Source organism: Gilvimarinus chinensis DSM 19667, from assembly GCF_000377745.1.
Taxonomy (GTDB): Bacteria; Pseudomonadota; Gammaproteobacteria; order Pseudomonadales; family Cellvibrionaceae; genus Gilvimarinus; species Gilvimarinus chinensis.
Window position 1 is genome coordinate 644526 of record NZ_KB898707.1, and the last position, 12859, is coordinate 657384.

14 protein-coding genes are annotated in these 12859 nt (G+C 52.4%); 6 read left to right on the plus strand and 8 right to left on the minus strand.

Annotation, left to right across the window (positions count from 1 at the left end; genetic code table 11):
* Nucleotides 1-22: 22 nt before the first annotated feature.
* The 3 genes from D568_RS0108855 to cspD form a co-directional block, all read right to left on the minus strand.
* Nucleotides 23-469, minus strand: coding sequence for an NUDIX hydrolase (locus tag D568_RS0108855; RefSeq protein WP_020209237.1), 447 nt, complete (start codon nucleotides 467-469; stop codon nucleotides 23-25).
* On the minus strand, nucleotides 466-1062 hold the full coding sequence (locus D568_RS0108860) for a pseudouridine synthase (protein WP_020209238.1): 597 nt from the start codon (nucleotides 1060-1062) through the stop codon (nucleotides 466-468). The genes D568_RS0108855 and D568_RS0108860 overlap by 4 nt, the downstream gene beginning before the upstream one ends.
* 86 nt (nucleotides 1063-1148) lie before the next feature.
* Nucleotides 1149-1364, minus strand: coding sequence for a cold shock domain-containing protein CspD (gene cspD / locus D568_RS0108865; protein WP_020209239.1), 216 nt, complete (start codon nucleotides 1362-1364; stop codon nucleotides 1149-1151).
* Nucleotides 1365-1730: 366 nt separating this feature from the next.
* Between cspD and clpS the strand changes: the two genes are divergently transcribed.
* Complete coding sequence (gene clpS, locus D568_RS0108870; protein WP_026286931.1) at nucleotides 1731-2120, plus strand: ATP-dependent Clp protease adapter ClpS; 390 nt, start codon at nucleotides 1731-1733, stop codon at nucleotides 2118-2120.
* Nucleotides 2121-2177: 57 nt separating this feature from the next.
* The gene (gene clpA / locus D568_RS0108875; RefSeq protein ID WP_020209241.1) at nucleotides 2178-4457 is read left to right on the plus strand and encodes an ATP-dependent Clp protease ATP-binding subunit ClpA; all 2280 of its coding nucleotides are present in this window, start codon (nucleotides 2178-2180) and stop codon (nucleotides 4455-4457) included.
* Nucleotides 4458-4533: 76 nt separating this feature from the next.
* Here the strand turns inward: clpA and D568_RS0108880 are convergent, their stop codons facing one another.
* The 5 genes from D568_RS0108880 to trxB all read right to left on the minus strand — a co-directional run bounded on the left by D568_RS0108880 (nucleotide 4534) and on the right by trxB (nucleotide 7879).
* Nucleotides 4534-4929, minus strand: a complete 396-nt coding sequence (locus tag D568_RS0108880) for a globin (protein ID WP_020209242.1) — start codon at nucleotides 4927-4929, stop codon at nucleotides 4534-4536.
* Between the two features lie 131 nt (nucleotides 4930-5060).
* Complete coding sequence (gene infA / locus D568_RS0108885) at nucleotides 5061-5279, minus strand: translation initiation factor IF-1 (RefSeq protein ID WP_020209243.1); 219 nt, start codon at nucleotides 5277-5279, stop codon at nucleotides 5061-5063.
* Between the two features lie 106 nt (nucleotides 5280-5385).
* A complete protein-coding gene (locus D568_RS0108890; protein WP_020209244.1) occupies nucleotides 5386-6093 on the minus strand; it encodes an arginyltransferase in 708 nt (235 codons plus the stop codon).
* 48 nt (nucleotides 6094-6141) lie between these two features.
* A complete protein-coding gene (gene aat, locus D568_RS0108895) occupies nucleotides 6142-6855 on the minus strand; it encodes a leucyl/phenylalanyl-tRNA--protein transferase (RefSeq protein WP_020209245.1) in 714 nt (237 codons plus the stop codon).
* Nucleotides 6856-6943: 88 nt separating this feature from the next.
* Nucleotides 6944-7879: a thioredoxin-disulfide reductase gene (gene trxB, locus D568_RS0108900; RefSeq protein WP_020209246.1), complete on the minus strand. Its 936-nt coding sequence runs from the start codon at nucleotides 7877-7879 to the stop codon at nucleotides 6944-6946.
* Between the two features lie 212 nt (nucleotides 7880-8091).
* Here trxB and D568_RS0108905 point away from each other — a divergent pair, with 212 nt between their 5' ends.
* Genes D568_RS0108905 through crcB form a run of 4 tightly spaced genes read left to right on the plus strand, consistent with a single transcriptional unit; the run spans nucleotide 8092 to nucleotide 12836 of the window.
* A complete protein-coding gene (locus D568_RS0108905; protein ID WP_020209247.1) occupies nucleotides 8092-10443 on the plus strand; it encodes a DNA translocase FtsK in 2352 nt (783 codons plus the stop codon).
* Between the two features lie 44 nt (nucleotides 10444-10487).
* Entirely contained in the window at nucleotides 10488-11111 is a 624-nt protein-coding gene (gene lolA, locus D568_RS0108910; protein WP_020209248.1) for an outer membrane lipoprotein periplasmic chaperone LolA, read from the plus strand.
* Nucleotide 11112: 1 nt separating this feature from the next.
* Nucleotides 11113-12456 (plus strand): replication-associated recombination protein A, encoded by a 1344-nt coding sequence (locus D568_RS0108915; RefSeq protein ID WP_026286932.1) that lies wholly within the window; start codon nucleotides 11113-11115, stop codon nucleotides 12454-12456.
* Nucleotides 12457-12458: 2 nt separating this feature from the next.
* Complete coding sequence (gene crcB / locus D568_RS0108920; protein ID WP_020209250.1) at nucleotides 12459-12836, plus strand: fluoride efflux transporter CrcB; 378 nt, start codon at nucleotides 12459-12461, stop codon at nucleotides 12834-12836.
* Nucleotides 12837-12859 lie beyond the last annotated feature (23 nt).

Consider the following 12859-nt stretch of genomic DNA (forward strand, 5'->3'; position numbering starts at 1 on the left):
GGATGAGTGCCGGGCCGGCATTTTACCTGTGCTGGCCGACGACCTCCAGTGGGTAGCGTCGTCCGGCCAGGTATTGATCGACGATATTGAGGACCATGGGGCTGCGCAGTTCGGATTGGCGATTGGCTATTTCGTCGCGGGTGAGCCAAATGGGGCCTATTATGCCCTCATCGAGCACCGCATCAGGGTCCTGTTTAAGGGCGGTGGCAATAAATGTCGTTCGCGCGTAGGTCACACCATTGGCGGGCGCTGTGTATAAATCAATGCCGGCCACGCCGCTTAGGGTTATATGCCAACCGGTTTCTTCGAGTGTTTCGCGAATGGCGGCCTCTTGCAGCGTTTCATTCGCCTCTAGGTGTCCGGCGGGTTGGTTAATTTTTTCTTCGCCATCTATTCGTTCGCGCACCAGCAAAAACTGGCCATCGCGTTCGATAATGCAGGCTACGGTGACATGCGGGGTAAAAGTCATGGCTTTTTGCGCTTATTAAAGGGGCGTGGTTTGGGTTTGGACGCCTGAGGTAAGTGTACCTGCTGCTCAATGAATTCGCCGGGCTGCAACTGGTTAAGCTGCCATTGTCCGATGGCACTTCGCACCAGTCGTAAGGTTGGTAACCCCACGGCGGCCGTCATACGCCGAACCTGGCGGTTACGACCCTCACTGATGGTGATGCTCAGCCAGTTTGTGGGGATGTTTTTGCGCTCACGCACCGGGTTTTCTCGAGGCCACAGCTTCGGCGCCGGAATGGAAATCACTTTGGCTGGGCGGGTCGGGCCGTCATTTAACTCTACGCCTTGTCTTAACTGATCCAATGCCTGCGGCTCGGGCGTACCCTCTACCTGAACCCAATAAGTTTTCGGCAGTTTGTTGCGAGGGTGGGTAATTCTTTGGGCCAGCGCGCCGTCGGCGGTCAGTAGCAATAAGCCTTCAGAGTCTCTGTCTAGCCGGCCTGCCGCATAAATACCCGGTTGCTTGATATAGTCCGCCAGAGTTTGACGGCCTTGTGAGTCGGTAAATTGGCTTAAGACCCCATAGGGTTTGTTGAAAAGTACAAGTTTGGCCATAGATAAAGCACAGTAAAGCAACAGCGGCTGGCCAGTGTAGCCTAAACCGTGGTTTTTGTTGAGCCGCTGTCTATGCGTTCGAAGGGTTAATGAGGGCGTTCAGGGAGGCTGATGTTTACTGCGTGAAACCCCTTGTCGCCGCGGGTAACCTCAAACGTAACTGTCTGGCCCGCCTTGAGAGTTTTATAGCCATCCATATCAATGGCAGAGTAGTGAGCGAAAAGGTCTTCATTGCCTTCGTCCGGGAGAATGAAACCGTAGCCTTTGGCGTTATTAAACCATTTGACGGTACCTGTAGGCATAGCGTTATTCCTTCTTATTTACAGGCGCGTAATGGGACTGCGCGCATCGTTATTATTAGTAAACCGCTGCAAGCGGTTGAGGCTTAAGTAAGCCCCGGCTGGTCTGGTGGAATTTTGACCAGCTCGGTCTTTTTAGCCGACCTGTATAGGCTTGTCAAGTTTGGGCTTCGCGTTGGTGCCTTCGCTTGAGTTACAATGGCTGAAATTAACCGAGGATAAGTTTACAGCCATAAAATACACTGCTTAAAAAGTTAGCAGATGAAATTTGGGGATTTAGCCCGACCTATAAAAGGCAATTCATACCCAATAAAATTTTATGAGTGAGAACGAACCTCAGCCTGGAAGTGTCAGATTCTTGTGATGTATATGGGAAAGTTTGAAAACTATCGACTAACATTAAATCAAGTTCGCAGTCAGCAAGACGACGATGACTACGATTTTGATGACGGGCTTGCGGTTCAGGAATCTCCACCTCAGCTAAAGCGTCCGCCAATGTATAAAGTGATTATGCATAACGATGATTACACTCCCATGGAGTTTGTTGTGCATATTCTGGAAGCCTTTTTTGGCATGGATCGTGAACAGGCCACCCATGTGATGTTAACCGTTCACACTCAGGGCAAAGCAGTGTGTGGAATATACACCCGGGATGTGGCTGAGACAAAAGTCGCCCAGGTGAATCAGTTAGCGGAAGATAATGAGCATCCACTGTTGTGCGAAATCGAAGTAGTGGACGGGGATGAAGACAGCGAATGAGTAGTAACACTGTCAGAGAGCTGACAGTGGGTTTTGCTCCCTAGAGAGGTACCCTAGATGTTAAGTAAAGATCTTGAAGTCACCCTGAACATGGCATTCAAAGGCGCTCGCAGTAAACGGCATGAGTTTATGACCGTTGAGCACCTGTTACTGGCGCTGATTGATAACGAATCGGCGGCCATGGTGTTGCGTGCCTGTGGTGCAGATCTGGTGGTTCTGCGACGGGAGCTGATTGAGTTTGTGGATTCCACCACGCCATTGTTGCCAGAAAATGACGACGAGCGTGAAACCCAGCCTACTTTAGGGTTTCAACGGGTGTTGCAACGCGCGGTGTTTCACGTTCAATCTTCCGGTAAACAAGAGGTCACTGGTGCTAATGTACTGGTTGCGATTTTCAGTGAGCAGGAAAGTCAGGCGGTTTACTACCTGAAGCAGCAAAGCATCGCGCGTATAGACATTGTTAATTACATCACCCACGGTATCCAAAAAGTCGCCGGTCATGAGCATGGCGCAGAGGACGGCTCTCACGAGCAGTCTGACGAAGAGAGCTTAGGTGTTGAACAGCCCTCCCCAAGCCCGCTGGAAAATTTTGCCAGTAATCTTAATGAGTTGGCGGCCAGCGGTAAAATAGACCCATTAATCGGCCGCAGCACAGAGCTTGAGCGAGTTTCTCAGGTGCTTTCGCGCAGACGCAAAAACAACCCGTTGCTGGTGGGTGAGTCTGGCGTGGGCAAAACCGCAATCGCGGAAGGTTTGGCTAAGCGTATTGTGGATGGCGAAGTGCCCGAGGCTTTAGCGTCCAGTGTGGTCTACTCGCTGGACATGGGGGCATTATTGGCCGGTACAAAATACCGTGGTGACTTCGAAAAACGCTTTAAAGGCTTACTGCACGAGCTGAAAAAGCAGCCTCATTCGATTTTGTTTATTGATGAAATCCACACGATTATTGGTGCTGGCGCCGCCTCTGGCGGGGTAATGGACGCCTCTAATCTGTTGAAGCCATTGCTCAGCTCTGGGCAGTTGCGTTGCATGGGCTCCACAACTTATCAGGAGTATCGCGGCATTTTTGAAAAAGATCGTGCCTTGTCTCGTCGCTTCCAGAAAGTGGACGTGGTTGAACCCACTGTCGACGAGACTTATCAGATACTTAAGGGCTTGAAAAAACACTTTGAGGATCATCACGGTCTTCGTTACACCGAGCCTGCATTGAAAGCGGCTGCAGAGTTGTCAGAGCGCTACATTAACGATCGCTTTTTGCCCGATAAGGCCATTGATGTGATCGACGAAGCTGGTGCTTTCCAGCAGTTGCAGCCACCGAGCAAGCGGAAGAAAACCGTGGGGGTTTCCGATGTTGAGGCAGTGGTGGCGAAGATTGCCAGAATCCCACCCAAAAGCGTTTCTTCCAACGATTTGGAACAGCTGCGTAAGCTGGATGACAACCTGAAAATGACGGTGTTTGGCCAGGATGAGGCGATTGATACCCTATCCACCGCGATCAAGCTGGCGCGGGCGGGTTTGCGCAGTGGCGATAAGCCCATCGGTTCATTTTTGTTCGCTGGCCCCACCGGTGTTGGTAAAACCGAGGTTAGCCGTCAACTGGCTAAATGCTTAGGGGTAGAGCTGATTCGTTTTGATATGTCCGAGTATATGGAGCGCCACACCGTTTCCAGACTTATTGGCGCGCCGCCCGGCTACGTTGGTTTTGATCAGGGGGGGTTATTGACCGACGCTGTGACCAAAAGCCCACACAGTGTGGTGCTGTTGGATGAAATCGAAAAAGCACATCCAGACGTATTTAATTTGCTGTTGCAGGTGATGGATCACGGTACTTTGACGGACAACAACGGCCGTAAAGCGGATTTCCGTAATGTGATCTTGATCATGACCACCAACGCCGGTGCGGAGGATGTCAGCCGCGCTTCTATTGGTTTTACCAAGCAGGATCATTCAACGGACGGTATCGAGGCGATCAAGAAAATGTTTACGCCTGAATTTCGTAACCGGCTTGATGCCACGGTCCAGTTTGGTGCTCTGCCGCTTTCTGTGGTGGAAACCGTGGTGGATAAGTTTCTTACCGAGTTGCAAGCGCAGCTGGATGAGAAAAAAGTTAATCTGGAAGTCAGCACTGCCGCGCGCAAATGGCTGGCGGAGCAGGGCTATGATGAGAAAATGGGCGCTCGCCCCATGGCTCGTCTTATTCAGGATAAGGTTAAGAAGCCTTTGGCTGAAGCTGTGCTGTTTGGTGAGCTCTCGGGCGGCGGCACAGTGTCTGTCGATGTGAGCGAAGACGGCCAGCTGGCACTGGAGTTTGAGGTTAAAGAGCCCGCACCTGCTTAATGAGCTGGGTAGGTTGTTTGTCGGCGTAAAACTCAAAAGCCCCGCATGCGGGGCTTTTTTGTGTGCGCCAGCTGGTTCAGTAAGCACCTTTAATCAGCTCAATGCCCGGTGCTAACACGCGTCGCCAGGCAGTATCAATTCTTTCACTGTACATCGGGTCGTGTTTGCTTAGAGTTTCAAGCAGCGCTTCCAGCCAAGTGTTATAGAGGTGCGGGCGTATATTGTAACCTTGGCGATTGTGACTTTTGCCCAGCGCTTTGAGTTTGGTGTCGGGCAGGCCGCGGGAAAACAGAATCAGCTGCATAATCCCGTTGCGCAGTAAATGCCGTTGGGCGGGCATGTCGGTATCGACGAACATCTGCCGTACCTCGTCGGACTTTCCCATAAAGTTGTCGTAAAAATCGCTAAAAAACGTATCGCGGTTACAGCAGCGGCCATAACTTTGAAACACTAAATCCTGATCGCTATGCACTCAATCGCCTCAGTTGGTGGCTTTGGAGGCGCAACATATCACCGAGTGTTTGGGTCGGTTTTGATTTGGGTCAAAAAGGGAAGGGGGACAAACAAAAGCCCCAGCAAGGGGGCTTTTGTTGAAATAAGGTATTAACGGGCGCGGTAGGTGATACGGCCTTTGGTCAGGTCGTACGGGGTCATCTCTACCTTTACCTTGTCGCCGGTCAAGATGCGGATATAGTTTTTACGCATTTTTCCCGAGATATGAGCGGTTACTACGTGACCATTTTCCAGCTTTACGCGGAATGTGGTGTTCGGCAAAGTATCTACAACTTCGCCTTCAAATTCGATTACATCGTCTTTCGCCATTCGGCAGAATCCTCAATTTATCTTTGCAGTTGCGCGAAAAGGCGGCAATTGTGCCTGAAAAGCGCGCAATAGCCAAGTCCGAAGGGCGATTTTCAGTGGCTAAGGGTTAATTCAATCTCACCCAGTGTTTATTTATGAGAAGCTGCAGTGGCCGATATTGTGTTTTATAGGCCATTTTTTGACAGTTTCGTATCCAATAGCCCAGGTAAACATACTCCAGCCCCATGTCTTGAGCTTTCCGAATTTGTACCAAGATAGCGAAGGTGCCAAGGCTGCGTTTGGCTTCTTGGCTATCAAAAAAAGTATAAACAGCCGATAGTCCATCCGTTAGCTCATCGCATACTGCGACACCGAGCAGACGATCTTGCAGCCGATATTCGATGTAGCGCGTAGTCCCCCATTCGGCACTTAAAAATGCCTCGTATTGCTCGCGGGTAGGGGGGTACATGTCACCGTCGGCATGACGGTTGTTGATATAGCTTTCGTAAAGTGAGTAATGCTCATCGGTTTGAATGCTGTCGACCAGGTGGAGCTGCAGGTCGCTGTTTTTTTTGATGCAGCGTTTTTGGCTGCGGTTGGCTTTAAACAAGCGCACGGGAATTCGACTGGAAACACACGCTTGGCAGGCGGCGCAGTGAGGACGATATAAATGACTGCCGCTGCGTCTAAAACCCAAACGTGATAGTTGCGAGTAAAGGTCTTGATCCACTTCGGCGGCTGGATCAATAAAAACGGTGGTTGCCTCTTCGCCTTCGAGGTAGCTGCACGGATGAGGGGCGGTGGCAAAGAGCTTTAGGTTGGATAAATCGCTCATATTGTCTGTCTCCTGTACCCAGAACTACTGTAGAGTATTTAAGAGTGCTTAGAAAGGGTAATCTGGGTGGGTGCAGCTCTCGGGCCAGTGGGATCTTGCGGTGTTTCCGATCAGTCCGGTTAACGTTTTGGCAAATTCCTCTCTGGGTAGCTCATAAGCCCCGAGGCTAAACAGGTGGTCGCTGGCCACTTGGCAGTCAACCAGCTCAAAACCCCAAGTCTCAAGGTAGTAACACAGGCAGGCGAAGGCGATTTTTGACGCGTTATCCTGTCGCGAAAACATGGATTCACCAAAGAATACCTGGCCAAGAGCCAGACCATAGAGCCCCCCTACAAGCTTGTCGTCATTCCACATTTCTACACTGTGGGTGATCCCCAAGCGATGTAGTTCGCAATAGGCTTCGTGCATTTCCGGGGTGATCCAAGTGCCTCCGGCGTCTTCTCGCGGCGCCGCACAAGCCTTCATAACCTCGCTGAATGCCGTATCAAAACGAAGTTCGAAGGGCGCTTTACGCAGCAGCTTTCGCAGTGAGCGCGACAGATGAACTTCATGCGGGCGCAATATGGTGCGAGGGTTGGGGGTCCACCAGAGGATCGGTTGGTCCTCTTCATACCAGGGGAAAATACCCTGTGCGTAGGCATTGACGATACGCTGCGGATGCAAATCACCACCGGCTGCGAGTAATCCGTTGGGATCGTCCAGGGCCGACTCAAGCGGTGGAAACAGAGCTGGGTCGTCGTTTAGCCAGGGCAGGTGAATCATAAAGCGTCCAGAGTCGTCTTAATACGCATAAAAAACGGCGGTGGTATCGCTACCGCCGCCGCTATTGTACGCAAAAGTGCGTTGGTGATCAGTCGTCGAGAAATTTCTCGGCGTCCAGCGCGGCCATACAGCCGGCCCCGGCAGAGGTAATGGCCTGACGGTAAATGTGATCAGAAACATCACCTGCGGCATATACACCTTCAACGCTGGTGGCTGTTGCGTTACCTTCCAGGCCGCTGTTGATTTTGATGTAGCCGTCTTTCATGTCCAGCTGACCGGCAAAAATGTCAGTGTTGGGTTTGTGGCCGATGGCGATAAAGACCCCGGCTACGTCGATTTCGGTGGTTTCACCGGCGTCGAGATTGTTCAGGCGCAGGCCGGTTACACCGCTGTCGTCGCCCAGTACTTCGTCCAGGGTGTGATTCCACAACACTTTGATGTTCTCTTTGGCGAACAATTTGTCCTGCAGAATTTTTTCTGAGCGCAACGAGTCGCGACGGTGAATCAGGGTCACTTCACTGGCAATGTTGGACAGATACAGCGCTTCTTCCACAGCAGTGTTACCGCCACCGACGACCGCTACTTTCTGATCGCGATAGAAAAAGCCATCGCAGGTTGCGCAAGCGCTGACACCTTTACCCATAAACGCTTCTTCCGAAGGCAAACCCAGATACTGAGCCGAGGCACCGGTGGCGATAATCAGTGCATCGCAGGTGTAGGTCTCGGTGCCTTTCAACGTGAAAGGGCGCTTGGATAAATCGGTTTCACTGATGTGATCAAAAATGATCTCAGTATCAAAACGCTCGGCGTGCTGCTGCATTTGCACCATTAAGTCTGGGCCCTGCAGGTCGGCAACGCCGCCTGGCCAGTTTTCCACTTCCGTGGTGGTGGTTAGCTGGCCACCTTGCTGCATGCCGGTAATGACCACTGGCTTGAGGTTGGCACGGGCTGCGTAGATGGCTGCAGTGTAGCCGGCAGGGCCTGAGCCAAGAATAATCAGGCGGTGGTGTTTTGCTTCGCTCATTGCATAGAATCCTTATCGAGAAATCTGAGGGCTAATAAATTGGCGTCAATCTTAAGTGAATCAATTACTATGGGCAAAATTGTAGTCTTCAATGCCTGGCATTGGTAAATTTAATCAGCGATTAAGATGATATAGCTGCCGACTGCTGCACTGCGTAGTCGGGTGAGCTTGCTTTACAATAGCGGCTATCTCACTGCGACTAAAAGATTTTGATGGGGTTAGAACGTTTGAGCAAAAAAAATGCAAAAGCTGCAGCGAGCGAGCAAGCTGAATCTGCCAGAATTATGCGTCATTTGCGTGAAGGGGCCTTAATCGGGCTTGTGGCGGCTTGTGGTTTGTTGCTGTTAACACTGTTTACTTACGATGCCGGAGACCCGGGCTGGTCACGCACTGGGGAAAATCTGCGTATCGAAAACGCGGGTGGGCCTGCAGGGGCCTGGCTTGCGGATGTTTTCTTCTCGCTATTCGGCTATTTATCGTTTTTGTTTCCGCTGATGCTGGCCTATCGCGCGTGGCTGATTATCCGCGACCGCTCTCATCCCCCAGAGTTTGATCCTGTTTTGCTCGGTTTGCGCACCATCGGTTTGGTACTGGTGATGGTGGCCGGAACCGGTCTTGCGGTACTGCACGTTGGCGGGCGTGAATCAACGTTGCCATTTTCTGATGGGGGTTACCTGGGGCTGTCCGTGGCCGAAGCTGTAGCGGGGGCGTTCAGCCATACCGGCGGCACTTTGCTGTTGTTGGCGATGTTTTTCTTCGGTTTGACGATTTTCACCGATCTGTCGTGGCTGGGCTTGATGGACAGTATTGGCCAAAAAGTACTGCGGTTTTGGCGCTTTACTGGAGAAAAATACACTCATTGGCGCGCTGCTAGAGCTGAAAAACGCAGCACCGATAAACAGCAGCGCGAGCGCCGTGAGGTGATTGAAACACGTAAAAGGGCCGAAGCTGTCAGGGTGCCGCCAACCATCAGCGAGCCGATCAAAAAGCCCGCTCCCAGTAAGCGCGCGGTGCAGGAAAAGCAGGTTCCTTTATTCGGTAAAGACGATACCCCGGTCGGCGATTTACCGCCCATCAGCCTGCTGGATCCGGCCGACAAACACAGTGACAAAGCTTTTTCTAAAGAGTCACTGGAGGCTATGTCGAAACTGCTGGAATTAAAGCTGAAAGATTTTGGTATCGAGATTGAAGTGGTGTCGGTACAGCCGGGCCCCGTGGTTACCCGTTTTGAAATTCAGCCCGCCCCCGGCGTAAAAGCCAGTCGTATTACTAACCTAGCGAAAGATTTGGCTCGTTCGCTGGCGGTTATCAGTGTACGGGTGGTAGAGGTGATACCTGGGCGCTCGGTAATGGGGATTGAGATACCCAACGAGCACCGCGAGATGGTGCGCCTAAGCGAGGTACTGTCATCCGAGCCTTACGAGAAATCAAAATCACGCCTGACCATGGCGCTGGGGCACAACATCGCCGGTGAACCCGTGATTGCCGATCTGGCCCGTATGCCGCACCTGCTGGTTGCCGGTACCACCGGCTCGGGTAAGTCGGTAGGGGTGAACGTGATGCTGTTGTCCTTACTGTATAAATCATCGCCGAAAGATGTGCGTTTGATTCTGGTTGATCCTAAAATGCTGGAGCTTTCGGTTTACGAGGGCATTCCCCACCTCTTGACTCCCGTTATCACCGATATGAACGACGCCGCCAATGGTTTGCGCTGGTGTGTAGGTGAAATGGAGCGCCGCTATAAACTGATGGCCGCCATGGGGGTGCGTAATCTGGCGGGCTTTAATCGTAAGATTGAAGAGGCCGAAAAGGCCGGAACCCCCATCGCCGATCCGCTGTTCAAGCCCGATGAGCATTACGAAGCGGGCAGTGAAGAGGCTACGCCGCCAAATTTGGAAACCTTGCCTGCCATCGTCGTAGTGATCGATGAGTTTGCCGATATGATGATGATTGTCGGTAAAAAAGTGGAACAATTGATCGCTCGCATTGCTCAAAAAGCACGGGCCGCGGGTATTCACTTGATTCTTGCGACTCAGCGTCCGTCGGTTGATGTGATCACGGGTTTGATTAAAGCGAACGTCCCCACGCGTATGGCGTTTCAGGTGTCTTCAAAAATTGACTCGCGCACCATTCTCGACCAGGGCGGTGCAGAACAGTTGCTGGGCCATGGGGACATGCTTTATTTGCCACCGGGCACCAGTGTGCCGGAGCGTGTGCACGGCGCTTTTGTGGACGATCATGAGGTTCACAACGTGGTGGCCGACTGGAAAAAGCGTGGCGAGCCAGATTATTTGGAAGGTGTTATTGACGACAGCACCAATAATATTCCGGTGCCCGGTTTGTCGGGCGGCGAAGAGGGCGGCAATGATGAAGGTGATGCGCTCTACGATGAAGCCGTCGCTTTTGTGATCGATTCACGCAAAGCGTCCATTTCATCGGTACAGCGTAAGCTGCGTATTGGCTATAACCGCGCTGCGCGACTCATCGAAACCATGGAGGCGGCGGGGGTAGTCTCCGAGGCTGGCCACAATGGTAATCGCGAAGTGCTTGCGCCTAAAGCCTAATGTTTGTGTGGCGTGCAGGTGATGAAATTATTGAAGGTTGAGTTATGACATTTTTTATTCGTTTTGTTGCTGCACTACTGCTGTGCCATTCAGCTTTTGCCAGCGCGCAAGATAACGCAGCGGTAGCGCTGACCGACAAACTGCATCAGTTGGTGAGTTTGCAAGGTAGGTTTACTCAGGTGTTGCAGGATGAATCTGGCAGTGAGCTTGAGCGCAGCAGTGGCGAATTTGTTCTGCAAAAACCAGGGCGGTTTTACTGGGAAACACGAGATCCTTTTCCGCAAACTCTGGTGTCAAACGGTGAAACCATCTGGCTTTACGATCCGGATTTAATGCAGGTGACCGTGCGCCAGGTTAACGATAATATGCAGCGCACCCCGGCGCTGTTGCTCAGTGATTCGGCGGCCAATGTGGCCGAAGCCTACGAAGTTAGCTCGCCCGCTGACAATCAATTTGTACTTGCCCCCCGTGGCGAGGATGCGCTGTTCGAATCGTTAACGCTGGTGTTTGACGGTGCCGATGGCGTTAAGGTCGCGCAAATTCAACTGTTGGACGGTCTGGGGCAAACCACCGTATTTACCTTTGTTGAAACTGAGCAAAATAAACCCGTCGATGAGTCTTTATTTGAGTTTGTCATCCCCGACGGCGTGGATGTATTGATTGACTGATATGGGAGATTTGTTCGCCACAGAGCCCGTGCATCAACCCTTGGCCGCTCGTATGCGGCCGCGCACCTTGGCAGATTATATCGGCCAGCAGCATATTCTCGCACCGGGTAAACCCCTGCGCGAGGCGGTAGAAAAAGGCCAGCTGCACTCCATGATTTTATGGGGCCCGCCGGGAGTGGGTAAAACCTCGTTGGCGCGGTTGTTTGCCGAGCGCGCTGATGCCCGTTTTGAAACCCTTTCAGCGGTACTTTCCGGTGTGAAAGATATTCGCGCTGCGGTGCAGGTGGCGCAACAAGAGCGGCAAATGCGGGGGCGAGCCACTATTTTATTTGTGGACGAGGTGCACCGCTTTAATAAATCCCAGCAGGATGCGTTTCTCCCCTACGTAGAAGACGGCACCTTTATTTTTATCGGCGCTACCACCGAAAACCCCTCATTTGAGTTGAACAATGCGCTTTTATCCCGCTGCCGGGTTTATGTGCTGCGCTCGTTAGATCGTGAGCTGGTCGAGCAGGTGATCCTGCAGGCGCTTAGCGATAGCGAGCGGGGGCTGGGCGAGGAATCCATCGAGATCAGCGATGATGCGCTCACGGTCCTCGCCAATGCGGCTGACGGCGATGCACGTAAGTCTCTGAACCTGCTGGAGCTGGCGGCCGATTTGGCGCCGGAGCAGGAGGGGCAGCGGGTTATTGCTGAGGATGTGCTGGCCGAGGTACTTGGCGGTGATGTGCGCCGTTTCGATAAAGGCGGGGATTTATTCTACGAGCAGATTTCGGCGATGCATAAGTCGGTGCGCGGCTCCTCCCCCGATGGTGCACTCTACTGGTTGGCGCGAATGCTCGATGGCGGCTGCGACCCTCTGTACGTGGCGCGCAGGGTAGTGCGCATGGCCAGCGAAGACATAGGTAACGCCGACCCGCGCGGGTTATCACTGGCGCTGGCGGCCTGGGATACCCAAGAGCGACTCGGCAGCCCAGAAGGCGAGTTAGCTATCGCACAGGCCATTACTTACCTGGCCTGCGCGCCGAAAAGTAACGCTGTGTATAATGGCTTTAATCAGGCGATGGCTGATGTGAAAAATGACCCCGCTCTGGATGTGCCCATGCACCTTCGCAATGCCCCTACCAGCATGATGAAGTCCATGGATTTTGGTGCCGAGTACCGCTATGCACACGATGAGCCGGGTGCCTACGCCGCTGGTGAAAACTATTTGCCAGAGCCCATTAGCGAGCGCCGCTATTACCAGCCCACTGACCGCGGCCTGGAAGGCAAAATCAGTGAAAAGCTTAAGCATCTGCGGGCCTTAGATGCGGCCAGTCCGTTAAAACGTTACCAAAGAGATTAGCTATGCAATGGCTTTTTGTCGCGGCTGGTGGCGCCTTGGGTGCTATGGCGCGATTGTTTATTACCACGCAGCTTTCCCCCTTAACCGGCCACCGGTTTCCTTTGGGCACTTTAGTGGTGAACTTATTAGGCTGCTTTCTGGTGGCTCTTCTGTACGTGGTGATCGTAGAAAAAGCCATGTTGCCACCTTATTGGCGCCACCTTCTGGTGACCGGTTTTTTGGGGGCGCTGACCACCTTTTCTACCTTTTCTCTAGACGCCTTGTTACTGTGGCAGAACGGTTTGCACAGCGTGGCGGTATTTTACGTGCTTGCCAACGTGCTCGGCTGTCTGCTGGTGGTGGCTCTTTCGTGGTATTTAGCTCACTTTATGTTATCTTAACCGCCCTAAAATTCGGGCTCCCG

What these genes read in the sequence shown, in the direction of transcription:
- aat (WP_020209245.1), bottom strand. Translation starts at nt 6,855, where the DNA reads ATGATTCACCTGCCCTGGCTAAACGACGACCCAGCTCTGTTTCCACCG.
- infA (WP_020209243.1), bottom strand. Translation starts at nt 5,279, where the DNA reads ATGGCGAAAGACGATGTAATCGAATTTGAAGGCGAAGTTGTAGATACT.
- D568_RS0108860 (WP_020209238.1), bottom strand. Translation starts at nt 1,062, where the DNA reads ATGGCCAAACTTGTACTTTTCAACAAACCCTATGGGGTCTTAAGCCAA.
- trxB (WP_020209246.1), bottom strand. Translation starts at nt 7,879, where the DNA reads ATGAGCGAAGCAAAACACCACCGCCTGATTATTCTTGGCTCAGGCCCT.
- D568_RS0108905 (WP_020209247.1), top strand. Translation starts at nt 8,092, where the DNA reads ATGGGGTTAGAACGTTTGAGCAAAAAAAATGCAAAAGCTGCAGCGAGC.
- D568_RS0108855 (WP_020209237.1), bottom strand. Translation starts at nt 469, where the DNA reads ATGACTTTTACCCCGCATGTCACCGTAGCCTGCATTATCGAACGCGAT.
- clpA (WP_020209241.1), top strand. Translation starts at nt 2,178, where the DNA reads ATGTTAAGTAAAGATCTTGAAGTCACCCTGAACATGGCATTCAAAGGC.
- lolA (WP_020209248.1), top strand. Translation starts at nt 10,488, where the DNA reads ATGACATTTTTTATTCGTTTTGTTGCTGCACTACTGCTGTGCCATTCA.
- D568_RS0108915 (WP_026286932.1), top strand. Translation starts at nt 11,113, where the DNA reads ATGGGAGATTTGTTCGCCACAGAGCCCGTGCATCAACCCTTGGCCGCT.
- D568_RS0108890 (WP_020209244.1), bottom strand. Translation starts at nt 6,093, where the DNA reads ATGAGCGATTTATCCAACCTAAAGCTCTTTGCCACCGCCCCTCATCCG.
- cspD (WP_020209239.1), bottom strand. Translation starts at nt 1,364, where the DNA reads ATGCCTACAGGTACCGTCAAATGGTTTAATAACGCCAAAGGCTACGGT.
- crcB (WP_020209250.1), top strand. Translation starts at nt 12,459, where the DNA reads ATGCAATGGCTTTTTGTCGCGGCTGGTGGCGCCTTGGGTGCTATGGCG.
- clpS (WP_026286931.1), top strand. Translation starts at nt 1,731, where the DNA reads ATGGGAAAGTTTGAAAACTATCGACTAACATTAAATCAAGTTCGCAGT.